Source organism: Aeromonas sp. R4-3, from assembly GCF_040908275.1.
Lineage (GTDB): Bacteria > Pseudomonadota > Gammaproteobacteria > Enterobacterales > Aeromonadaceae > Aeromonas > Aeromonas rivipollensis.
Genome location: NZ_JBFODK010000035.1, coordinates 95,680 through 118,651 on the forward strand (window position 1 = coordinate 95,680; position 22,972 = coordinate 118,651).

Genomic DNA, 22,972 nt, shown 5'->3' on the forward strand with positions numbered 1-22,972 from the left:
GGGCGAGAGAGAAATTACAGTACGTATTTCACCAGCTCGATCTTGCCAAGGGCGTGATACATCGCTTCGATGTGCTCTTTGCTCTGGGCAGTCACGGTTACGCGGACCGAGTGGTAGTTGCCCTTGGAGCTGGGCTGAACGGTCGGGCTGTAAGTACCTGGGGCATGTTGCTGCAGCACTTCAACCACTTGATCCGGCAGGGCGGGATCGGCCACCCCAAGCACCTTGAACGGGAACTTGCAGGGGAACTCCAGCAGCTCATCAAACTTGGTATTCATCTCACTCACCTTTAGCGTCGTCACGAAACGACTTCATCTTGCATCTTGTCTGGCCGAAGGACTCGGGCCGCCAGTCGCGTCAACCATGGGCACGGCTCCATCTTATATGGGCATTGCCCGGCGCGGGATCAAGGCCCGCCAGGTCGACAGGACGTGGGAATGCTGCTTTTTACCACAAATGGAGCGTCGGCGGAACCTGCAGATTGCAGGGTTATTCACTGCCCCGGCGCGGCAAAGACAGCAGCGGCGCCTGTTGGCGCCGCTGCTTGCTCGGGATTGTGCGGTAGATTACTTGAACCAGCTGGCGACCAGCATCACCAGGTAATCCCACAGACGGCTCATCAGGCCACCTTCCTGCACCTCTTCCAGGGCGACCAGCGGAACCTGCTTGATCTCCTTGTCGCCCTGCTTGAGGAACACGGTGCCGACGCGCTGACCCTTGGCCAGCGGGGCCTTCAGCTCGCTCTCGAGCTGGAAGTCCGCCTTCAGGTTGTTGCCCTGGCCACGGGTGACCAGCACGGAGACATCCTGATCGACCCCGAGCTTCACTTCGGACTTGTCGCCCATCCAGATCTTCTGGGTCACCAGCTCGGTACCCGCCTTGTAGGGGGTCAGGCTCTGGAAGAAGCGGAAACCGTAGGTGAGCAGCTTCTTGCTCTCGGCGGCGCGAGAGCCTTCGCTGCTGGCGCCCAGCACCACGGCGATCAGGCGCATGCCCTCGTTGTTGGTGGCGGAGGAGACCAGGTTGTAGCCGACCTGGCTGACGTGGCCTGTCTTGATGCCATCCACCTGCAGGGATTGATCCCACAGCAGGCGGTTACGGTTGTGCTGGGTGATGCCGTTGAACACGAAGGATTTCTGGGAGTAGATCTTGTACTCCTCAGGCTGATCGTGGATCAGGGCCTGACCCAGGCGTGCCATGTCGCGGGCGGTACTGTAGTGACCTTCCGCATCCAGACCGTGGGGGTTCTTGAACTGGGAGTCTTTCATGCCGAGCTTGGCGGCCCAGGCGTTCATCAGGCTGGCGAAGGAGTCGGTGCTGCCCGCCAGGTGTTCGGCCATGGCGACGCAGGCGTCGTTGCCGGACTGGATGATGATGCCCTTGTTGAGGTCATCGACGGAGACCTGCTTGCCCACCTCGATGAACATCTTGGAGGAGTCGGAGTAGTTCTTGGACCAGGCGTTCTGGCTGATGGTCACCATGTCGGTGCCCTTGATGTTCCCCTTGAGCAGCTCGTTGCCGACTATGTAGGAGGTCATCATCTTGGTCAGGCTGGCGGGGGGCAGGCGCTCGTCGGCGTTCTGCTCGGCCAGCACCTGACCGGAGAAGTAGTCGATCAGAATATGGGCCTTGGCGGAGATCTCCGGCGCGGCAGGCACCACCATGGGGGCGCTGTTCAGGGTGGGGACCGGCTGGGCAGTCGGCAGAGCCGAATCCGGCGTCGGTACCGGCTGGTTGGCCTGGGCGGTCGCGCTTAGCAGGGAGGCCAGAATAACGGAACGGGCAAATTTGGACATCTTGAAATTCCTGGTGCCTGGATGGGGATTACCCAAGTTGAAAAAAAGCGGGCTCCACTATACCAGATGTGCCGGGCGGTCATAGTCCGGCATGCCATCTGGTCTGGTTTTTTATCCATCGGTTGTCGGCGTTACGCCGGGAAACGACGTGACGCCGGGGGAGAGTGACGATTCACTCTGTGAGCCCTGCCATCAGGGAACGATGAAGGCCTGCTCCAGCCCCCCCTGCCGGATCTGTTCCAGCAGGCTTGCCTGTTGATCGGCGGCGACCGGTCCCAGCAGCACCCGGAAGATGGCGTCGTGGGCCACCACCTGGTAGGGCACGCCGTAGCGCTGGGTCATCACCTTGCCCATGGCCTCGGCCCTGGGTTGGGAGCCGCTGGCCAGCACCTGGATCATCTTGCCCTGGCCGCTGGCGGCCTTGGGGGTGGAGAGGGTGCTGGTCGCCGTGGCAGCCGCCGTGGGAGCGGCCTTGGCCGGGGTGACGGTGGCAGCCGCCGCAGGCTGGGCCTCACCCAGGAAGGCGGCCTCCTGGGCAGGCGGCTGCATGGGCGCCATCGGCATCATGGGCACCATCTCGACCATCTGATCCGGCTGATCGCTGATGAGCTCAAGCCGCACCCTGGCCTCGCCCCCATCGACCATCTCCAGCTGTTTGGCCGCGGCATGGGAGAGATCGATCAGGCGCTCGCTGCCGAAGGGGCCGCGATCGTTGATCCGCACTATGGTCTCAAGCCCGTTGTCCAGGTTGGTGACCCGCACATAGCTCGGCAGCGGCAGATTGCGGTGGGCGGCGCTGAACAGGGTGCTGTCCTGCACGTCGCCGTTGGCTGTCTTGTTGCCATCGAGATCCTGGGACAGCCAGCTGGCGGTGCCCTCCTCGCTGTAGTGCTTGATGTCGCGCCACACCTCGTACTTCTGTTTGCCGATCCAGTAGTCCCGGTTGCCGCTCTCGCTCATGGGCTCGGGGCGCGGGATGGCGCCTGTGGCTTGCGGTATCTCGATCACCTGGGGTTTTTCCGGCTGCACCGGGACCGGCGGCGGGGGAGCCTGCTCAGGTTGGCTGCTACAGGCGGCCAGCAACAAGGTCAGCGTGAGGGGGAGAAGTTTGTGGCTGTAATGCATAAGCGTCCTGGATTGCTTGACTGAGTTGATGCACCGCCATCGCATAGAGAGGGCTGCGGTTGTAGCGGGTGATCACATAAAAATTGTGGCGCGCGACCCAGTATTCCGGTCCATCGGCCTGCTCCAATGCCAGCAGTTTCACCGGCGTGTCCGGTGCCAGCGGGGTGGCGAGTTCAATCCCGGCGGCGGCCAGTTCGGCCCAGCGTTGCTTGAGCTCGGGCTCGGGCCCCAGCAGGGTACCTACTGGCGCCAATCCGATCAAGGCGGGTTCCACCACAGACTCCCCCCAGCGCCAGCGGTGCTCGGCAAAGTAGTTGGCCACGCTGCCGATGGCGTCCGCCGGGTTGGCAAACAGATCCCGCTTGCCATCCCCGTCAAAATCGACGGCGTAGTGGCGATAGCTGGAGGGCATGAACTGGCCCATGCCCATGGCGCCGGCATAGGAGCCCTTGAGAGAGGTGAGTGGCCACTTCTCCTCCCGGGCAAGCAGCACCAGCTGGGCGAACTCCTTGGCGAAGAACTCCTCACGGGCGGGGTAGTGGAACCCCAGGGTATAGAGGCTGTCGAGCACCGGATGGCGACCCATCTGGCGGCCATAGAAGGTCTCGATACCGATGATGGCGACGATGAGGGCGGCGGGCACCCGGTAGTGCTGCTCGGCTCTGGCCAGGGTGGCGGCGTGGCGTTGCCAGAAGCCGACCCCGTCCCGGATCCGCTCCGGGGTGACGAACAGCGGTCGGTAGCTATGCCAGGGCTTGGCCTCCCAGGGGCGGCTGATGGCGTCGAGCACCTCCTGACGCAGTCGCGCCTGGGCGGCGGCGGCCTGCAACTCGGCCAGCGGCACCGAGTGCTGCAGGGCGAGTTGCGCCAGTTGGGGTGGCTCCGGGGCCGCAACCGCCGTCAGCGACCAGGCAGCCAGCATCCCGAACCCCCATCTCATCAGGCGAGCAATCTTCTATGGGTCTGGATGGACATCAGGATGCCGAAGCCTGCCATCAGGGTCACCATGGAGGTGCCGCCATAGCTCACCTGCGGCAGGGGGCCTCCACGACAGGCAGAATATATCCATCTCATCAGGCCAGTAGCCTTCTATGGGTCTGAATGGACATCAGGATGCCAAAGCCTGCCATCAGGGTCACCATGGAGGTGCCGCCATAGCTCACCAGGGGCAGGGGCACCCCCACCACAGGCAGTATGCCGCTCACCATGCCCATGTTGACGAACACATAGACGAAGAAGGTGAGGGTCAGGGCGCCGCCGAGCAGGCGTTCGAAGCTGTTCTGGGCCTGCATGGAGATAAACAGGCAGCGGCTGATGATGTAGAGATAGATGACCAGCAGCAGGGCCACCCCCACCAGGCCGAACTCCTCGCTGAACACCGCGAAGATGAAGTCGGTGTGGCGCTCCGGCAAAAACTCCAGCTGGGACTGGGTGCCCTGCAGCCAGCCCTTGCCGAACACGCCGCCGGAGCCGATGGCTATCTTGGACTGGATGATGTGGTAGCCGCGCCCGAGGGGGTCCTTCTCAGGGTCGAGCAGCATCAGCACCCGCTGGCGCTGGTAGTCGTGCATCAGGAAGAACCAGAGCACCGGCATAAAGGCGCAGATCAGCAAGACCGCCAGTCCGATCAGCCACCAGCTGATCCCCGCCAGGAAGATGACGAAGAAGCCGGAGGCCGCCACCAGGATGGAGGTGCCGAGATCGGGCTGGGCGGCGATCAGCAGGGTGGGCAAGAGCACCATCACCAGGGCGATCAGCACATGGCTGAACTTGGGAGGCAGGGAGTGCCGGCTGAGCCAGGCGGCCACCATGATGGGCATGGAGAGCTTCATCACCTCCGAGGGCTGGAACTTCATAAAGCCGAGGTCCAGCCAGCGCTGGGCCCCCTTGCCGATATGGCCGAACACGTCCACCGCGATGAGCAGCAGCACCACCAGGGTGAACAGGGGCACGGACCAGCGTGCATAGAGGGAGGGGGGCAGCTGGGCCAGGCCTATCATCAGGCCGAAGGCGAGGCCGCCACGCACCAGCTGGCGCACTATGGAGTCAAAGTCCTGGCCCGAGGCGGAGTAGAGCACCACCATGGAGAGGGTCATCAGCGCCAGCAGGCCGAGCAGCAGCGGCAGGTCGATGTGCAGCTTGTACCAGATACTCTGCTGACGGGCGGAGTTACTCATGAGAGAAGACCTCGTTCTGCATGGATGGCCTCGGGAGGGGAGGCAAGAGTGCGGCGTTATTCATTGGGCACAGCCTCGCGCTGATCCGGGCCAGGGGTGGACGGCTTGTCGGGCGCCGGCGGCAGCTGGGGCTCTGGCGGCAGCAGGTAGGCATCCAGCATGTGGCGGGCGACCGGCGCCCCCATGGCACTGCCGCCACCGGCGTTTTCCAGCACCAGGGCCACCACTGCCTTGGGGGCCTCGAACGGGGCGAAGGCGACGAAGAGGGCATTGTCGCGGTGCTCCACCTTGGTGGTGGCCGCGTTGTAGACCTGGTTCTCCTTGAGGCCCACCACCTGGGCGGTACCTGACTTGCCCGCCGCCTTGTAGGGGGTGCCCGCAAAGGCGCGGCGTCCCGTCCCCTCATGGCCGTTGATGACGCGCCACATGCCGTCCTTGGCCACCTGCCAGTAGGTGTCGCTCTTGGCGGCGATGGCCACGTTCGGGTTGATGGGGGCGTTGACCACGCCATCCACCGAGGCGGTGCTCTTGAGCAGGTGCGGCGTCACGTCGTGACCGTTCTGGGTCAGTATGCTGATCGCCTTGGCCAGCTGGATCGGGGTGGAGCTCCAGTAGCCCTGGCCTATGCCGATGGAGATGGTGTCCCCCTGATACCAGGGCTGACGCCAGCGCGCCATCTTCCAGTCGCGGGACGGCATGACCCCCTTGGTCTCTTCATAGAGGTCGACGCCACTGTACTGACCGAAGCCGAACTTGGTCATGTAGGCGTGGATCTTGTCGATGCCGACCCGGTAGGCGAGATCGTAGAAGTAGGTGTCCGCTGACACCTCGATGGCGCGATAGACGTCGAGCCAGCCATGGCCCCAGCGGCGCCAGTCACGAAACTTCTTGGTGGTGCCCGGGATGGAGAAGCTGGGACCGCCGAAGTAGCGATAGTTGGGGGTGATGGCCCCCTCGTTCAGCCCCATCACCGCCATCATGGGCTTGACGGTGGAGGCGGGGGCATAGATGCCCTGGGTGGTGCGGTTCACCAGCGGGCGCGCCGGATCGTTGAGCAGCGCCGAGTAGTTGGTGTTGGAGATGCCGGTCACGAACAGGTTGGGGTCGTAGCTCGGGCTCGACTCCATGGCCAGGATGGCGCCGGTATTGGGATCCATCATGACGATGGCACCCCGGCGGCCGGCCAGCAGCTCCTGCGCCTTCAACTGCAGGCGGATGTCGATGTTGAGGTAGATGTCCTTGCCCGGCTCCGGCGGCTGGAACTTGAGGGTGCGCACCACCCGGCCGCGGTTGTTGACCTCGACCTCCTGGTAGCCCGCCACGCCGTGCAGCTGATCCTCGTAGAACTTCTCCACCCCCTGCTTGCCGATGTCCTTGGTGGCGGCATAGTTGGCGAGCTTGTCCTCCTTGTCGAGGCGCTCCACATCACGGGTGTTGATCTTGGCCACATAGCCCAGCGCATGGGTCAGGGTGTCACCAAAGGGATAGTAGCGCTTGAGATAGGCCTCTATGCTGGCGCCCGGGTAGTTGTGCTGGTTGACCGAGAAGAGGGCGACCTGGTACTCGGTCAGCTTCTCGAACAGGGGCACCGGCTTGAAGCGGCGCTGGCGTTTCACCTCGGCCAGGAACCGCTCCTTGGTCCCTTCCGGCAGGGCCAGCAGGGTGATCAGCTCATCGGCGGTCTTCTCCAGATCCTCGGTCTCTTCCGGCACTATCTCCAGGCTGTAGACGGGGCGGTTCTCCGCCAGCAGCACGCCGTTGGCGTCATAGATGAGGCCCCGTGGCGGTGCCACCGGCACGACCCGGATCCGGTTGTCGTTGGAACGGGTCTGATAGGTTTCGTAAGACTCTACCTGCAGATAGTAGAGATTACCCAGCAGCACCAGCATGAGGACGACCATGCCGATGTAGGCTACCAGGGTGCGCCGGAAGAACAGACGTCCCTCGGCACTGTGATCGCGCATTTCGATGCGATTCTTCAGCATGCCGTTACCTTATGGCTGACGGGGAGCAAGGGCGGGTACCACATGGACTATTCCCTGTGGTACTGGGTGTATGAGGGAGTGATGTTCCAAGGGGTCATGGCTCATTCCCTGTGATACGGATGATTGGTGGTAATGCTCCAGGCGCGGTAGAGGCTCTCGGCCACCAGCACCCGCACCAATGGATGGGGCAGGGTCAGGGGTGACAGGGACCAGCTCTGTTCGGCGGCGGCCTTGCACTCGGGGGACAAGCCTTCAGGCCCGCCTACCAGCAGCGCCACATCCCGGCCATCGAGCTTCCAGGCCTCCAGCGACACGGCGAGTTGCTCCGTGGTCCAGGGCTTGCCGGGAATGTCCAGGGTGACGATGCGCGAGCGGCCGGCGGCGGCCAGCATGGCTTCCCCCTCCTTTTGCAGGATGCGGGGAATGTCGGCATTCTTGCCCCGTTTGCCCGCGCCTATCTCGACGAGTTCGAACGGCATGTCTTTCGGGAAACGGCGACGGTACTCTTCGAAGCCATGCTCTACCCAGGCAGGCATCTTGGTGCCCACCGCAATCAACTGGATCTTCATCGTTCGTTACGCTTGCACCTGGGTGCCACCCCAGAGTTTCTCCAGTTGGTAGAAGTCGCGGTACTCATCCTGCATCACGTGGACGATGACGGAACCCATGTCCACCAGCACCCATTCACCTGTGAGCTGACCTTCCACGCTGAGCAGGTCGAGCCCCGCATGGCGGGCCTCACTGGCCAGGTTGTGGGCAATGGCGCTGACGTGGCGATTGGAGTTGCCGGAGCAGATGATCATGGTGTCCGTGATGCTGGATTTGCCGCGTACATCCAGGGTGATGATGTCGCGGCCTTTCATGTCATCGATCTTGTCGACGATAAAGGCGAGCAGTTCTTGGCCTTGCAATGTCTTCTCCTATCTTCCGGCGCCAGAGGGCGGCGGATTATATCATGGTCACTCCCGTTTCCCAGTCTGGCAAAGGGGAATGGATCCGGGGCCGCCACCCATGGGCAAGGCAGGCCCCTGTTGATCACTATAGTGCGCAACCGGGCGGGACAATAGTCAAGCTCGTGCCGGGTGCGCCTCAGGGTGTCGGCTGACAAACCCGCTTGGCGCCGCTCACCGGCTTGGCGATGGTTGATAGAGCCGGTGCCGCCGGATGTAGTCGGCGACCGGGGCCGGCAGCAGGTATCTGGGATCCTGCCCCGCCGCCAGCAGGGCCCTCAGCCGGGTGGCCGACAGCTCTATGGGCAGGTTGTCGGCGATCCAGACATGGCCCTGACGGTGTCGATGAAGATCCTGCACATCCCGGGTCTGGTGGCGGGCCAGCAGGCTGGCCACCTCGCTCGGGTAATCCGGTTGCCAGCCCGGGCGCTTGCTCACCACCAGGTGGGCATGTTCGAGCAGCTCCTGCCAGCGATGCCAGCTCGGCAGGCCGAGCAGGGAGTCCATGCCCATGAGGAAACAGACAGGGGTATCCGGCAGCTCCTGCTTGAGCTCGATGAGGGTGTCTATGGTCCAGGAGGGTTTGTCCCGTTGCAGCTCCCGCTCATCCACCACGAAGCCCGGGTTCTCCGCCGCCGCCAGCGCGACCATGGCGAGCCGCTGCTCGCTGGAGCAGAAGGGATTGGCGCGATGGGGCGGGATATGGTTCGGGAGCAGGCGCACCTCGGCCAGGCCCAGGGCGTCGCGGGCCTCGATGGCGGGCCTCAGATGACCTATGTGGATGGGGTCGAAGGTGCCGCCCAGGATGCCGATAGGGGCCTTCAGCATGAGGCTCCCCCTGTCAGATCATGGACGGGGGCCAAGGGGCCGGCCTGGCGTTCGATGGGGGCGCTCAGCATGGATCCGCCTCCAGCAGGGGCAGCGGCGTGCCATCGCGAAAGCCCAGGGCTATGGTCTGCAGCATCAGCCAGGCCTGCTCGGTGTCGAACCTGCGCTGGGCGTCATCCAGCCGGGCCATCAGTTGCCACAGCTGCTGTATCTTGCCAACGGGCAGCCGGGTCAGGGCTTGCTGAATGAGCTGCTGGCGGCTCTGCCAGATGCGCAACCGGCTGAAGTGTTCCACCAGAGGCTGACCGGCGCGGGCGGCCAGGGCCAGCTCGGTGAGCTGCTCCAGCTCCCGGCACAGGGTCCAGGCCAGCATGCCGGGCTCGGTACCCTCGGCCCGCAGCGCCAGCAGTATGCGCTGGGCCCGGTTCACCTTGCCCTCCAGCAGGGTATCGACGAGCTGGAAGGGAGTGAAGTGGGCGTGGCGTATGATGGTCTCTTGCAGATAGGCGACGCTGATGGGCTGGGGCGGGCCGAGCAGGGTCAGCTTCTCTATCTCCTGGCTCGCGGCCAGCAGGTTGCCCTCGAAGGCGTGACACATGAAGTTGACCGCATCCGGCAGCGCCTTGAGGCCAAAGCGTTGAAACCTCGCACTCATCCAGCGCGGGAAGAAGCGGGGTTCGGGGTGATTGACCGGCACATAGGTGCCGCTCTGGCTCAGCTTGTCGAACCAGGCTGCCTTCATCTGGGTCTGATTGAGACGCCCCCCCGAGAGCACCAGCAGCAGGTCGGGATGCAGCTGCTTGCCGATCTCGGTGATGCGGGCGGCCAAGTCCTTGTCGACCTTGGCGGGCAGCTCCAGCTCGATGATCTGGCGGGCCGAGAAGAGACTCATGGCCTGACAGGCGTCATAGACCTGATTCCAGTCCAGCCCGGCTTCCACCACGAAGCTGTGGCGCTCATCAAACCCCTGTTTGCGGGCCACCTGACGCACGGCGTCTATGGCCTCGAGCTTGAGCAGCGGCTCGTCACCAAAAACGAGATAGCAGGGCTTGAGCCCTGCCTTGAGATGGTCCGCAAACTGCTCGGGATAGATCCGCATCAGCACTTGCCCTGGTTGAGTTGGTGTTCCGCAGACTGCTTTGGGCAGACTCGCATCAGAACTTGACCTGGCTCAGGTTGATGGATCACCAGGTCGGCGACCTGCTCGGGGTAGATTCTCATCAGGATACCCGCATCAGAACTTGACCTGGCTCAGCTGGCGGATCACCAGATTGGCAGCCTGCTCCTGCATCTCCTTGCCAAGCTGCTCCTGCTCGCGGGAGGAGGCCAGCGCCGCATCCGGCTTGTTCAGGAAGCTGCGGTTGAAGGTGATGGGGAAGACCTGGGTCGGTTTGCCCGGCATGGATACGGTGAACTGGGTGCTGTAACCCAGCAGGTACTCGCGGTCCTGGCCGATGGAGTCGACGGAGGCAACCTGGCTGCTGCTGCGTACCCCGGACAGGGTCAGCACCGGAATGCCCTCCTTGTCCGCCAGGGTCACCCCCGAGGCCTTGAGGCGGGTGGTGACCAGCCGATAGAAGTCGCTCTTGTTGTCACCGACCACCTTCATGGTCATCAGCTCGGGGGGGATGGCGGTTCCCCGCATCTGAAAACCGCAGGCCTGCAGCAGCAGGCCCGTCAGCATGATGGCAATCCAGCGAGTGAGGGACATGCCCATGTGAATTCCTCTTTGCATCAAGTGAAGAACGGCGGGCGCTTGCCCGCCGTCACATATAGATTCAGACCCTGCCGCCCTCCTCCCCCGACAGGGGAAGGAGGGCGGGAGTGCGGGTCAATCTCAGTTTGCGACTATGTTGAGCAGCTTGCCCGGTACATAGACGACCTTGCGCACTGTCAGGCCTTCGGTGAACTTCTGCACCGAGGCATCGGCCATGGCCAGCTTCTCGACGTCGGCCTGGCTTATCTCGGCCGGCACTGTCAGCTTGCCGCGCATCTTGCCGTTGATCTGTACCACCACCAGCTTCTCGGTCTCGACCATGGCGGCTTCATCCGCCACCGGCCAGACCGCGACGTCTATGTCCCCTTCCTTGCCCAGCATCTTCCACAGCTCGAAGCCGATGTGCGGGGTGATGGGGTAGAGCATGACGACGACGGCTTCCAGCGCTTCCTGCATCAGGGCGCGGTCCTGCTCGTCAGAGCCCAGCTTGGCCAGGTTGTTCATCAGCTCCATGATGGCGGCGATGGCGGTGTTGAAGGTCTGACGGCGACCCACGTCGTCGCTCACCTTGACGATGGTCTTGTGCAACTCGCGGCGCACCGCCTTCTGCTCGTTGGAGAGGGCGGCCACATCCAGCGCGGCAACGGCGCTACCGGAGACGTGCTCGAAGGTGGTGCGCCACAGGCGACGCAGGAAGCGCTGGGCGCCCTCTACGCCGGAGTCGGACCACTCCAGGGTCATGTCGGCCGGGGAGGCGAACATCATGAACAGACGGACGGTATCGGCGCCGTAACGCTCCACCATCAGCTGAGGGTCTATGCCGTTGTTCTTGGACTTGGACATCTTGGTCATGCCGGAGTGGATCACCTCGCGGCCCTCAAGATCCACGGCCTTGGTGATGCGACCCTTGTCGTCACGCTCCACCTTGACGTCGGTCGGGCTGACCCAGACGTTGCCGCCCTTCTCGTCCTTGTAGTAGAAGGCGTCGGCCAGCACCATGCCCTGGCAGAGCAGGCGCTTGAACGGCTCGTCGCTGTTGACCAGCCCTGCGTCACGCAGCAGCTTGTGGAAGAAGCGGGCGTAGAGCAGGTGCATACAGGCGTGCTCTATGCCGCCGATGTACTGATCCACCGGCAGCCAGTGGTTGGCAGCAGCCGGGTCCAGCATGCCCTTGTCGTAGTCCGGAGAGCAGTAGCGGGCGTAGTACCAGGAGGACTCCATGAAGGTGTCGAAGGTATCGGTTTCGCGGAAGGCTTCCTGGCCGTTGTAGGTGGTCTTGGCCCACTCGGGGTCTGCCTTGATCGGGCTCTGGATGCCGTCCATCACCACGTCTTCCGGCAGCAGCACCGGCAGTTGATCTTCCGGGGTCGGCACCACAGTGCCGTCAGCCAGGGTCAGCATGGGGATGGGGGCACCCCAGTAACGCTGACGGGAGACACCCCAGTCACGCAGACGGAAGTTGACGGTACGCTTGCCGTGGCCGAGGGCTTCCAGCTTGTTGGCGATGGCGTCAAACGCGCCCTGGAAGTCGAGACCGTCAAACTCGCCGGAGTTGAACAGTACGCCCTTCTCGGTGTAGGCGGCGGCGCTCACGTCCACTTCGCCATCGGCCGGCTTGATCACCGCCTTGATGTCGAGGCCATATTTGGTGGCGAATTCGAAGTCACGCTGATCGTGACCCGGTACTGCCATCACGGCGCCGGTGCCGTAGTTCATCAGCACGAAGTTGGCGACCCAGACCGGTACCTTGCGGCCATTGAGCGGGTGAATGGCGTAGAGGCCGGTGGCCATGCCCTTCTTCTCCATGGTCGCCATGTCAGCCTCGGCGACCTTGGTGTGCTTGCACTCCTCGATAAAGGCGGCCAGTTCAGGATTGGTTGCGGCAGCCTGTGCGGCCAGCGGGTGACCGGCGGCGATACCTACATAGGTCACGCCCATGAAGGTATCAGGACGGGTGGTGTAGACCTCCAGCTGCTCATCCTGACCGTCGATATTGAAGCTGATGTTGACCCCTTCGGAGCGACCAATCCAGTTGCGCTGCATGGTCTTGACCATCTCCGGCCAGCCTTCCAGATTGTCGATGTCGTTCAACAGTTCTTCGGCATAGTCGGTGATCTTGATGAACCACTGGGGGATCTCTTTCTGCTCCACCGGGGTGTCACAGCGCCAGCAGCAGTTGTCGATCACCTGCTCGTTGGCCAGCACCGTCATGTCGTTCGGGCACCAGTTGACGGAGGAGGTCTTCTTGTAGACCAGACCCTTCTCGTAGAGCTTGGTGAAGAACCACTGCTCCCAGCGGTAGTAGTCCGGCTTGCAGGTGGCCAGCTCTCTGTCCCAGTCATAACCCAGACCCAGCATCTTGAGCTGGTTCTTCATGTATTCGATGTTTTCGTAGGTCCAGGGGGCCGGCGCAGTGGCGTTCTTGATGGCGGCATTTTCTGCCGGCAGACCGAAGGCATCCCAGCCGATGGGTTGCAGCACATTCTTGCCATTGAGCCGTTGATAACGGGAGATCACATCACCTATGGTGTAGTTACGCACGTGCCCCATGTGTAGACGACCAGACGGATAAGGGAACATGGAGAGGCAGTAGAACTTTTCCTTGTCTACTTTCTCCACGGCCTTGAAGGTTTTCTTGGCATCCCAGTGCTTTTGCACTGCTGGTTCTATGGATTGGGGAACGTATTGCTCTTGCATTGGTGACATCCGGATCTGTGAAATGAATAGATAAATCAGCTGGGAAATCCCGATAGAATACCCATATCCTGCGGCGGCAACAACCGCCAGCATCCGCCCAGTCTCAGGCCGACCCGGGCAGCATCGAGGTTTCGCGGAGCAGCAAGGGTGACAGAGGGCGGCAACCACCGCCAGCACGGCTCAGTCTCCGGCTCAGGCCGGGCACGATCAGGGTTCAGCAGAGGAGTAATGGCCATGGACAAACGTCGACAAGGGTATGAAGCCTTCATCGCCCAGCTCAAGAAGCAGTGGGAGGAGACCGAAGAGTTTCAGGGGGAACGCCTCAACCGGATGATCGCCAAGGTACAGGCCTATCTGGAGGCGGCCGGCGATCTGACCCAGGACGAGCTGGCGCTGATCGCAGAATACGTGAAGCGGGATCTCGGCAACTATGACGAGAGTCGCGCCGAGGTGCCCGAGTCCGCCTTTATGCTGGCATTGAAAGACACAGTGTGGTCCTGGCTGGCGGACGTGACAGACCGCGCCCAGGTGGAGTGGAGCGAGCTGGCGGACGAGCTGGAACACAAGGGGGTCTATCGGGCCGGCGACTGGGTGGGGCTGGGGGTGCTGGTGTGCGATCACTGCGAGTGGCGCCACACTGTGCTGCACCCGCAGCAGCTTGGCACCTGCCCGGAGTGCGGGGCCGACGAGTATCACCGGGAGCCGCTCTCCCCTTGAGAACCTGCCCACGATCTTACTGCGAGGCCGTGATCAAGGCTCATGTGCTGCTCAGAATCCTCATGTATTCACATACACTCCGGTTCCTGCGCTGCTCTTTACCTTGCTGACGACCTCTCGTCACAGCTCGTGAACAGATTCGGAGAGAGTGTCAGATCGCTATATTGAGAAGAGGCGCCCCATGGGGCGCCTCTTTTATATGAGCCAGGCTGGCTTAACGCTGGCGAGCCCAGGGGTGGGCGCGGGGCCGCAGCACCAGCGCCAGTCCGAGCAGCAGGGCGGCCAGCGCGTACATGGGCCAGCTGCCAAAGCGCAGATAGGGAGTAGAGCCGTGGGCCGGACGCACCTCGGCACGCAATACCCCGGCCTCGAACTGGGGGATCTGGCCTATGATGCTGCCGTCGATCTCGGTGACTATGGTGATGCCGGTATTGGTGTCACGCAGCAGCGGGCGAGCCAGCTCCAGGGCGCGCATCCGGGCAATTTCCATGTGCTGCCAGGGGCCTATACTGGTGCCGAACCAGGCGTCGTTGGAGACCGTCAGCAGGAAGTCGGTGTCCGGCTGCACGTTGCGGCGCACCTCGTCCGGGAAGATGATCTCGTAGCAGATGGCGGCGGCAAACTTGAGCCCCTTGGCGATCAGGTTCGGCTGCACCTCGTCACCCCGGCTGAAGGAGGACATGGGCAGGTTGAAGAAGGGGGCTATGGGGCGCAGCAGATCTTCAAAGGGCACGAACTCGCCGATGGGCAGCAGGTGGTACTTGTAGTAGCGGTTCTTGTGCTCGTAGTGATAGGACTCCTTGCCGTCCAGATCCTGCACCCCCATGCCGAGCACTGTGTTGTAGAAGCGCTGCTGCTTCAGATCGTAATGGATGATCCCCGCCAGCAGGCCGGTGTCGTTCACCTTCATCGCCTTGTCCAGGCTCTCCAGATAGGTGCCCATCTCCTTCTCTATGGCCGGGATCGCCGATTCCGGCCAGATGATGATGTCGGCGTCCTGGTTCTCGCGACTGAGATCCTGATAGGTGCGCACCGTGGGGATCAAGGCCTCGGGATCCCATTTGAGGGACTGGGCTATGTTGCCCTGCACCAGGGCCACCTTGACCGGCTCACCCCGGGTCACCCAGTTGAGCTGCATCAGCCCCTGGGCGGCGCCAACCAGCACGACCGGCAGCAGAAGCCAGGCCGGTTTGCGGCTCTGCCAGGTGAGCCAGAGGGCGGAGGTGGTGAGCAGCAGGGCGAGGGTGATGCCCTGCACCCCGAGGATGGGAGCGAAGCCCTTGAGCGGGCCGTCTATCTGGGTGTAGCCAAACCAGAGCCAGGGATAACCGGTCATCACCCAGCCCCGCAGCCAGTCGGCCATCAGCCAGAGTGCCGGGAAGGCGAGCAGCCAGCGGCTCCAGTGGCGACCGCCAAAGAAGCGGGCGAAGGCCCAGCAGGCCAGGGTCGGATAGAGGGAGAGATAGGCGCAGAGGCCGGCCAGCAGCACGAAGGCCGCCGGCAGCGGAATGCCGCCAAACTCCGTCATGCTGACATGGATCCACCACTGTCCGGGCAAAAACAGCCCCATGGCATAGCCGAAGCCGCGCCAGGCCGCCTGCTTGGGGTTGGCCTTCTCCAGCAGGGCATAGAGGCCGAGCAGGGAGAGGATCACCAGAGGCCAGTAGCCGAAAGGGGAGAAGGCCAGCACGGCGATGGCGCCAGAGGCCAGGGCGAACAGGCTTGTCAGAAGTTTCGATTTCACGGGGGATCGGGGCTCGAATTGGGCTGAATAAAAGTGGAATGGCCGACATCTTAACCGCAAACCGCGCCAACGGCGAGCCTCCCGGCCAGCCGGATGTCGAAGGGGCGCGCAGCAGGGGAATGGGAGGGGGTGGGGGCGGCAGAATGACAAACGCCCCTGAAAGCAGGGGCGTTGATTGACGGCGCGGGGAGCGCGGGATCAGGACTCCGGCTGGGCCGCCGCGTGATTCTCCGGGATCTTCACCTGCAACTGCTGCAGGCGGCGACGGTCCGCGTGCATCACCTTGAACAGGTAGCCGTCCAGCTCTATCTCCTCGCCCTTCTTGGGCAGGTGGCTGAAGGCATGCATCACCAGGCCGCCCACGGTGTCCACCTCTTCATCGCTGAACTGGGTGCCGAAGAAGTCGTTGAAATCTTCGATCTCGGTCAGCGCGCTGACGGAGAAGACTCGTTTGCTGATGCGGCGGATCTCTTCCGGCTCATCCTCGATGTCGTCAAACTCGTCGTCTATCTCGCCAACAATCAGTTCGAGTATGTCTTCTATGGTCACCAGACCCGAGACGCCGCCGAACTCGTCTACCACGATGGCCATGTGGTAGCGCTCTTCGCGGAACTCCTTGAGCAGGCGATCGACCCGCTTGCTCTCCGGCACTATCACTGTGGGGCGCAGGATCTTCTCGAGCTGCAGCGGCTCGCTGGCGTGATGGCCGCCGAAGCCGAACGGCAGCAGATCCTTGGCGAGCAAGATGCCCTCCACGTGATCCTTGTCTTCGTTGATCACCGGGAAGCGGGAGTGGCCGGATTCGATGATGACGGGCAGGAAGTCGTCCACAGGCTGGGACTTCTCTATGGTCACCATCTGGGAGCGGGGGATCATGATGTCACGCACGCGCAGCTCGGCAATTTCGAGCACGCCCTCGATCATGTCCTTGGTGTCCTGATCGATGAGGTCGCGTTCTTCCGCATCGGCGATGACTTCCACCAGATCATTGCGGTCTTTTGGCTCGCCCTGGAAGAGTTGGCTGAGCTTGTCGAGCCAGGTTTTCTTCGGCGAGCCGGTACTAGGGTGATCGTCGGTCATTTTCTCTCTTGGTTACTCGTGTGAACATTCGGGATGTTGTCTTGCCGATATAAGGATGGCGGCTGTCTGTTTCAAGACGGTGACCCCCTTACCGGCCTGTCACTCTTCTACGTCGTCGTCGAGGTAGGGATCCGCAAAGCCGAGCTCCTGCATGATGTCGCGTTCGAGCTGCTCCATCTCCTCGGCCTCCTCGTCCTCGATATGGTCATAACCTAGCAGATGCAGACTGCCGTGCACAACCATGTGAGCCCAGTGGGCCTCGAGGGGTTTGTTCTGCTCGAGGGCCTCGGCCTCGACCACCTGGCGACAGATCACCAGATCCCCGAGCAGGGGGAGTTCCATGCCGGGAGGAGCCTCGAACGGGAAGGATAGCACGTTGGTGGGCTTGTCCTTGCCGCGGTAGGTGAGGTTGAGCTCGCGGCTCTCCGCCTCGTCCACCAGGCGCACCGTCACCTCGGCCTCCTCCTGGAAACCCAGAATGGTGCCATCGAGCCAGCCTTGCAGCTGGGCTTCGGTCGGCAGGCCGTCGGTGCTGGCGCAGGCCAGCTGCAGATCCAGGGTCACGCTCATTGGGCACTCTCTTTGCTGGTGTTCTCGTTGCGGGTAGTGGGGGGGCTCTTCTCGCTCGCCTGCCGGGCGTCGAACGCCTCGTAGGCCTGCACTATGCGGGCCACCACGGGGTGGCGCACCACGTCCTTGGATTCGAAGAAGTTGAACGACAGGCCATCGACCCCCTGCAGCACTTCCAGGGCGTGGCGCAGACCGGACTTGGTGCTGCGCGGCAAGTCCACCTGGGTGATGTCGCCGGTCACCACCGCCTTGGAGTTGAAGCCGATGCGGGTCAGGAACATCTTCATCTGCTCCGTGGTGGTGTTCTGGGCCTCATCCAGGATGATAAAGGCGTCATTCAAGGTTCTTCCGCGCATATAGGCGAGGGGCGCCACCTCTATGATGTTGCGCTCCATCAGCTTCTCGACGCGCTCGAAGCCCAGCATCTCGAACAGGGCGTCGTAGAGGGGGCGCAGGTAGGGATCCACCTTCTGGGAGAGATCCCCGGGCAGGAAGCCGAGCTTCTCACCGGCTTCCACCGCCGGGCGGGTCAGCAGGATGCGGCGGATCTCCTGACGCTCCAGGGCATCCACGGCGGCGGCCACCGCCAGATAGGTCTTGCCGGTGCCGGCCGGGCCTATGCCGAAGCTGATGTCGTGGCGCACTATGTTGCTGATGTACTGGGCCTGGTTCGGGCTGCGGGGCTTGATGAGACCGCGCTTGGTCTTGACCGTCACCTCCTTGCCATAGGGCTGGCTCGGCGCCTCGTCATCGTCCTGCTCCAACACCCGGGACTCCTGCACCGTCAGGTGCACCATCTCGGGGGTGATGTCGGTCACCTTGCCCCCCTTGAGGGGCTGGGTTTCCACATAGAGGTGCTTGAGGATGGCGGCCGCCGCATCTATCTGGGCCTGCTTGCCGAGCAGCTGAAAGTGGTTGTCACGGTAGCTGATCTCGATGCCGAGACGGCGCTCCAGCTGCTTGAGGTTGTCGTCAAAGGGGCCGCACAGGCTGGCGAGACGCAGGTTGTCGGCGGGTTCCAGGTGCAGGTTCAGGGTCGAGATGTGTCGGCTCAAGGTGTCCTCGTATCGGCTGTTCCCCCCGCCCTCGGGAGGGGGGAGAAAATTAATGGGGTCTGAAGGCCGCCACCCCGAGATCATCGGGGACGTTGTCCGGACGGCGAGCCAGGATTTCGCTCGGCGCCGTGGCGATGCGCAGATTCATCTCGTCCTCGCCGCGGATGAAGCGGCCACGCAGGGAGTAGGGGCGCACGTCGGTGATCTCCACGTCGGCGAAGCCGCCGATGAGGCGGTGCGGGCCCTCGAAGTTGACCACCCGGTTGTTCTCGGTACGGCCACTGAGCTGCATGGGATCCATCTTGGAGGGGCCTTCCACCAGGATGCGCTGCACCGAGCCCAGCATGGCGCGGCCGATGAGCATGGACTGGTGATTGATCTGGTTTTGCAGCCGGGTGAGGCGGGCCTTCTTCACCTCCATGTCGACGTCGTCCGGCAGGTCGGCGGCCGGGGTGCCGGGGCGCGGGCTGTAGATGAAGCTGAAGCTCATGTCGAAGTTGATCTCCTCGATGAGCTTCATGGTGGCCTCGAAATCCTCGTCCGTCTCGTTCGGGAAGCCGACGATGAAGTCGGAACTCATGGTGATGTCGGGACGGGCGGCGCGCAGGCGGCGGATCTTGGACTTGTACTCCAGCACAGTGTGGGGGCGCTTCATCATGGTCAGGATGCGATCCGAGCCGCTCTGCACCGGCAGGTGCAGGAAGCTGACCACTTCCGGCGTGTCCTTGTAGACCTCGATGATGTCGTCGGTGAACTCGATGGGATGGCTGGTGGTGTAGCGAATGCGATCGATGCCGTCGATGGCGGCCACCAGGCGCAGCAGCTCGGCGAAGGTGCAGTCATTGCCATCGAAGGTCGGGCCGCGGTAGGCGTTGACGTTCTGACCGAGCAGGTTCACTTCGCGCACCCCCTGCTGGGCGAGCTGGGCGATTTCGTAGAGCACGTCGTCGAGCGGTCGGCTCACCTCCTCGCCGCGGGTGTAGGGCACCACGCAGAAGGAGCAATATTTGGAGCAGCCTTCCATGATGGAGACGAAGGCGGTGACCCCCTCGGCACGGGGCTCCGGCAGGTTGTCGAACTTCTCGATCTCGGGGAAGGCGATGTCCACCTGAGCACCGCGCCCCTCCTGGACCTGCTTGATCATGGCGGGCAGGCGGTGCAGGGTCTGGGGGCCGAAGACGATGTCCACATAGGGCGCACGTTGGCGCAGGGCTTCCCCTTCCTGGGAGGCGACGCAGCCACCCACGCCTATTACCAGTCCCGGTTTTTTCAGCTTGAGCTTCTTCCAGCGACCGAGCTGGTGGAACACCTTCTCCTGGGCCTTTTCACGGATGGAGCAGGTATTGAGCAGCAGGACGTCTGCCTCCTCGGGCTCTTCGGTCAGCGTGTAGCCATTGCTGGCGTCCAACAGGTCGGCCATCTTGGACGAGTCGTACTCGTTCATCTGGCAGCCCCAGGTCTTGATATGAAGTTTCTTGCTCATTGCTACTCTTGACTGTGTTTAAGATCGGCAGGGTCAAAGGACCGGCCATTTTACTCCGCAATCCCGGTGCTGACCAGTCTGGGGCCGCGCCGCCGCCAGATGGCCTGGCCCGTCGCGGCAATTGCCCGCCTGACTCACTGTTTATCCGGTCTCCTTGCGTTATCATGCCCCATTCGGTTCGCCCCTCTCTCCTTGTCCGGGGCGGCCCCTTGCAGGAATCAAGTTATGGAACAGTGTGATATCGCCATCGTCGGCGCCGGCATGGTGGGCGCCGCCACCGCCTGCCTGCTGGCGGCAGAGGGTCTCAACGTGCGGGTCATCGAGACCCGGTTGCCGGAACATTACGCCCCGGATCAGCCGCTGGATCTGCGGGTCTCCGCCATCAGCCAGGCCTCGGTGGCGCTGCTGGACAAGGCCGGCGCCTGGTCGCACCTGCAGCAAATGCGGCTGTGCCCCTACCGCCGGCTGGAGACCTGGGAGCTGGACGGCTTCGCCACCCGCTTCGACTCGGCGGATCTGGGGCTGCCCCAGCTCGGCTACATCATAGAGAACCGGCTGGTGCAGCTCGCCCTGCTGAGGCGAATGGAAGATTTTCCCAATATCCAGACCCACACCCCGGCGGCGGTCAAGAGTCTGCGCCAGAGCGCGGACGAGGCGGTGTTGACGCTGGATGACGGCACCGAGCTGCAGGCGCGCTGGGTGCTGGCCTGCGATGGCGCCGAGTCGCTCACCCGCCGCCTCGCCGGGATCGGGGTGTCGCGCTTCGAGTACCGCCAGCACTGCATGCTGATCAACATAGATACCGACTTCGAGCAGGAAGACATCACCTGGCAGCAGTTCACCCCGAGCGGCCCGCGCGCCTTCCTGCCGCTGCCGGGCCGGCACGGCTCCCTGGTGTGGTATGACAGCCCGGCCCGCATCCGGGCCCTGGCCGCCATGGGCAATGAGGCCCTGGCCGCCGAGGTGCGCCGTCATTTCCCGGCCCGGCTCGGCGGTTTCCAGGTGACCGGCAAGGGGAGCTTCCCCCTGGTGCGCCGCCACGCCAACCACTACCACGCCGGCCGGGTGGTGCTGCTCGGCGATGCCGCCCACACCATCAACCCGCTGGCGGGGCAGGGGGTCAACCTCGGCTTCAAGGACGTGGCCTGCTGGGCCGAGCTGCTCGGCAAGGCGGGGGCTGACTGGCACGACATCACCCTGGCCAGCCGCTACGAGCGCCGTCGCCGCCCCGACAACCTGCTGATGCAGTCGGGGATGGATCTCTTCTACGGGGTGTTCAGCAACGACATAGGGCCGCTGCGCCTGACCCGCAATCTGGCCCTGACCCTGGCGGACAAGGCGGGCCCGCTCAAGGAGATGGCGCTGCGCTACGCTCTGGGGCTGGTGTAGGCAGCAGGACATTGACGACGAGGAGGCAGAAGCATGAACAAGGCATTGCTGGTGATCGACTTTATCAACGACATCGCCCACCCGGACGGGCGCATCGCCGCCTCGGCGGCCCATGTGCAGGAGCAGGATGCCATCCTCCATGCCAACCAGGCGCTGGCCCATGCCCGTGCCAGGGGCTGGCTGGTGGTGCTCATCAAGGTTGGCTTCGATGGCGGCTATCTGCTGCAACCCAAGGGCTCCCCCATGTTTGGCCGGGCTCACCAGCTCGGCGCCCTCTCCCTGGACGATAGCGGCACCGACTTCCACCCCGAGCTGGATGTCGCACCCGGGGATCTGGTGCTGACCAAGCCCAGGGTCAGCCCCTTCTACGGCACGGCGCTGGAGCCTGCACTGCGGGCCAATCGGATCGATCACCTCTATCTGTGCGGGGTGAGCACCGGCTGGGCCATTCAGGCCGCCGCCCGGGATGGGCACGATCGGGACTACGCCATCACCATACTGGAAGATGCCTGCGCCGCCGCCGATGCCAATGAGCACCATGCATCCCTGCGCCAGCTCGGTCGCATCGCCGAGGTGATCAAGGTGGCCCAGCTGCTGTCAGATCCCGGCTGAGGTCTTGAGGACGCGCACATCAGATGGGTGCGTGTCCCTGCTCCCACTCTTCCTGCTAGCACGAGAGATCGTGGTCATCCCTTTGGTTTTCCGCCGTTTTATTCAGCCTCCGGGTGCATGGCCCTGACCAGGGTCAGGAAGCGATCCCGAATAGGATCCGCAAAGTCGGGGTTCCACACCAGGCTTATCTCCCACTCGGACCAGGGGCCGGACAGGGGGTAGAGGGTCACGTCCTTGCCCGCGATGAAGCCGACGCTGCGGGGCAGTATGGCGTTGCCTATGCCGGCGGCCACCAGGGCCACCAGGGTCTGGATGTCTTCCGCCTCCTGGATCATGCCGGTCAGCCGGTTGGCACCGAGGAAGCGGGCGATCTGCTGGCTGAGGCCGGGGCAGCGGTGGCCCACCATCTGCAACAGCGGCTGCGTGGTCAGCGCCCGCTCCACGTCGAACGCAGCCGGATCCGGCCCCGTCATCTGGCTCGGCACGGCCAGCACCAGCCGGTCGGTCAGCAACCTGTGCTCCCTCAGCTGTGGCGCCTCTGGCCTTCGCATAAAGCCTATCTGCAGCCGCCCCGCCAGCAGCAGATCGTGCTGGACGGCGGAGGTCATGTCCTGCAGGTGCACCATCACATCGGGGGCCTGCTGCTTGAAGCGGGCCACCAGGGAGGGGGCCAGTGCGAAGCTCGACAGCCCGAACCCTATCTTGAGGCGCCCGGCGGCGCCACTCGCCAGCGCCAGGGCGTGGTGCTCGAATCCCTTGCCGTGTTCCACCAGGGCGCGGGCCTGGGGCAGCAACTGGGTGCCGATGGCGGTCAGCTCGGCGCCGTGGCGACCCCGGTTGAACAGGGTGCTGCCGAGCGCCAGCTCCAGCCCCTGGATCTGCTTGGTCAGCGCCGGTTGCGTGATGAAGAGCCGGCTGGCGGCTTCCCGGTAGTTGGCGGTCTCGGCCAGCATGACGAAGGCCTGCAGTTGCCTTAAGTCGAATTTCATTCCATTTGGTTATCCAATGTGGCGATTTATTGATTATAAATTATCTAACTGCCTTGTT

Annotated in this window: 22 protein-coding genes; 3 read left to right on the forward strand and 19 right to left on the reverse strand. The window is 63.4% G+C overall.

The window, feature by feature from the left end:
• Window positions 1–14: 14 nt before the first annotated feature.
• From ybeD to leuS, 13 genes are all read right to left on the reverse strand, one after another.
• The gene (gene ybeD / locus AB5Y91_RS12275; protein WP_025326087.1) at window positions 15–278 is read right to left on the reverse strand and encodes a DUF493 family protein YbeD; all 264 of its coding nucleotides are present in this window, start codon (window positions 276–278) and stop codon (window positions 15–17) included.
• A gap of 288 nt (window positions 279–566) precedes the next feature.
• Window positions 567–1,796 (reverse strand): D-alanyl-D-alanine carboxypeptidase family protein, encoded by a 1,230-nt coding sequence (locus AB5Y91_RS12280; protein ID WP_106887597.1) that lies wholly within the window; start codon window positions 1,794–1,796, stop codon window positions 567–569.
• A gap of 192 nt (window positions 1,797–1,988) precedes the next feature.
• Entirely contained in the window at window positions 1,989–2,921 is a 933-nt protein-coding gene (locus AB5Y91_RS12285; protein WP_368169909.1) for a septal ring lytic transglycosylase RlpA family protein, read from the reverse strand.
• Window positions 2,863–3,861 (reverse strand): lytic murein transglycosylase B, encoded by a 999-nt coding sequence (gene mltB, locus AB5Y91_RS12290; RefSeq protein ID WP_368169910.1) that lies wholly within the window; start codon window positions 3,859–3,861, stop codon window positions 2,863–2,865. Before mltB ends, AB5Y91_RS12285 begins: the two co-directional genes overlap by 59 nt.
• Window positions 3,861–3,995: an FtsW/RodA/SpoVE family cell cycle protein gene (locus tag AB5Y91_RS12295; protein ID WP_163136354.1), complete on the reverse strand. Its 135-nt coding sequence runs from the start codon at window positions 3,993–3,995 to the stop codon at window positions 3,861–3,863. Before AB5Y91_RS12295 ends, mltB begins: the two co-directional genes overlap by 1 nt.
• Window positions 3,995–5,098: a rod shape-determining protein RodA gene (gene rodA / locus AB5Y91_RS12300; protein WP_025326091.1), complete on the reverse strand. Its 1,104-nt coding sequence runs from the start codon at window positions 5,096–5,098 to the stop codon at window positions 3,995–3,997. Before rodA ends, AB5Y91_RS12295 begins: the two co-directional genes overlap by 1 nt.
• Before the next feature lie 56 nt (window positions 5,099–5,154).
• A complete protein-coding gene (gene mrdA, locus AB5Y91_RS12305; RefSeq protein WP_106887593.1) occupies window positions 5,155–7,083 on the reverse strand; it encodes a penicillin-binding protein 2 in 1,929 nt (642 codons plus the stop codon).
• Window positions 7,084–7,184: 101 nt separating this feature from the next.
• The gene (rlmH, locus tag AB5Y91_RS12310; RefSeq protein ID WP_005329815.1) at window positions 7,185–7,652 is read right to left on the reverse strand and encodes a 23S rRNA (pseudouridine(1915)-N(3))-methyltransferase RlmH; all 468 of its coding nucleotides are present in this window, start codon (window positions 7,650–7,652) and stop codon (window positions 7,185–7,187) included.
• A 6-nt stretch (window positions 7,653–7,658) separates the two neighbouring features.
• Window positions 7,659–7,994 (reverse strand): ribosome silencing factor, encoded by a 336-nt coding sequence (rsfS, locus tag AB5Y91_RS12315; RefSeq protein WP_025326094.1) that lies wholly within the window; start codon window positions 7,992–7,994, stop codon window positions 7,659–7,661.
• A 213-nt stretch (window positions 7,995–8,207) separates the two neighbouring features.
• The gene (nadD, locus tag AB5Y91_RS12320; RefSeq protein WP_368169911.1) at window positions 8,208–8,861 is read right to left on the reverse strand and encodes a nicotinate-nucleotide adenylyltransferase; all 654 of its coding nucleotides are present in this window, start codon (window positions 8,859–8,861) and stop codon (window positions 8,208–8,210) included.
• 64 nt (window positions 8,862–8,925) lie between these two features.
• Complete coding sequence (gene holA, locus AB5Y91_RS12325; RefSeq protein ID WP_139744187.1) at window positions 8,926–9,960, reverse strand: DNA polymerase III subunit delta; 1,035 nt, start codon at window positions 9,958–9,960, stop codon at window positions 8,926–8,928.
• Between the two features lie 135 nt (window positions 9,961–10,095).
• Window positions 10,096–10,578: an LPS assembly lipoprotein LptE gene (gene lptE / locus AB5Y91_RS12330; protein WP_041205225.1), complete on the reverse strand. Its 483-nt coding sequence runs from the start codon at window positions 10,576–10,578 to the stop codon at window positions 10,096–10,098.
• A 120-nt stretch (window positions 10,579–10,698) separates the two neighbouring features.
• Window positions 10,699–13,275 carry a leucine--tRNA ligase gene (leuS, locus tag AB5Y91_RS12335; protein ID WP_368169912.1) on the reverse strand — a complete coding sequence of 859 codons (2,577 nt, stop codon included), beginning with the start codon at window positions 13,273–13,275 and terminating at the stop codon, window positions 10,699–10,701.
• Window positions 13,276–13,509: 234 nt separating this feature from the next.
• Here leuS and AB5Y91_RS12340 point away from each other — a divergent pair, with 234 nt between their 5' ends.
• Entirely contained in the window at window positions 13,510–13,992 is a 483-nt protein-coding gene (locus AB5Y91_RS12340; protein ID WP_043129079.1) for a zinc ribbon-containing protein, read from the forward strand.
• Between the two features lie 214 nt (window positions 13,993–14,206).
• Here the strand turns inward: AB5Y91_RS12340 and lnt are convergent, their stop codons facing one another.
• The 5 genes from lnt to miaB form a co-directional block, all read right to left on the reverse strand.
• Entirely contained in the window at window positions 14,207–15,736 is a 1,530-nt protein-coding gene (gene lnt / locus AB5Y91_RS12345; RefSeq protein WP_234675942.1) for an apolipoprotein N-acyltransferase, read from the reverse strand.
• Between the two features lie 198 nt (window positions 15,737–15,934).
• Window positions 15,935–16,816, reverse strand: coding sequence for a CNNM family magnesium/cobalt transport protein CorC (corC, locus tag AB5Y91_RS12350; RefSeq protein WP_005329827.1), 882 nt, complete (start codon window positions 16,814–16,816; stop codon window positions 15,935–15,937).
• Between the two features lie 99 nt (window positions 16,817–16,915).
• The gene (ybeY, locus tag AB5Y91_RS12355; RefSeq protein ID WP_234675943.1) at window positions 16,916–17,386 is read right to left on the reverse strand and encodes an rRNA maturation RNase YbeY; all 471 of its coding nucleotides are present in this window, start codon (window positions 17,384–17,386) and stop codon (window positions 16,916–16,918) included.
• Complete coding sequence (locus AB5Y91_RS12360; protein WP_234675944.1) at window positions 17,383–18,441, reverse strand: PhoH family protein; 1,059 nt, start codon at window positions 18,439–18,441, stop codon at window positions 17,383–17,385. Before AB5Y91_RS12360 ends, ybeY begins: the two co-directional genes overlap by 4 nt.
• A 49-nt stretch (window positions 18,442–18,490) precedes the next feature.
• On the reverse strand, window positions 18,491–19,924 hold the full coding sequence (miaB, locus tag AB5Y91_RS12365; RefSeq protein ID WP_106887585.1) for a tRNA (N6-isopentenyl adenosine(37)-C2)-methylthiotransferase MiaB: 1,434 nt from the start codon (window positions 19,922–19,924) through the stop codon (window positions 18,491–18,493).
• Window positions 19,925–20,149: 225 nt separating this feature from the next.
• Between miaB and AB5Y91_RS12370 the strand changes: the two genes are divergently transcribed.
• Entirely contained in the window at window positions 20,150–21,313 is a 1,164-nt protein-coding gene (locus AB5Y91_RS12370) for an FAD-dependent monooxygenase (RefSeq protein WP_368169913.1), read from the forward strand.
• Between the two features lie 33 nt (window positions 21,314–21,346).
• Window positions 21,347–21,925: a cysteine hydrolase family protein gene (locus tag AB5Y91_RS12375; protein ID WP_290030054.1), complete on the forward strand. Its 579-nt coding sequence runs from the start codon at window positions 21,347–21,349 to the stop codon at window positions 21,923–21,925.
• A gap of 98 nt (window positions 21,926–22,023) precedes the next feature.
• On the opposite strand, the gene AB5Y91_RS12380 is transcribed toward AB5Y91_RS12375, so the two are convergent.
• On the reverse strand, window positions 22,024–22,914 hold the full coding sequence (locus tag AB5Y91_RS12380) for a LysR family transcriptional regulator (RefSeq protein WP_163136340.1): 891 nt from the start codon (window positions 22,912–22,914) through the stop codon (window positions 22,024–22,026).
• Window positions 22,915–22,972: the final 58 nt, after the last annotated feature.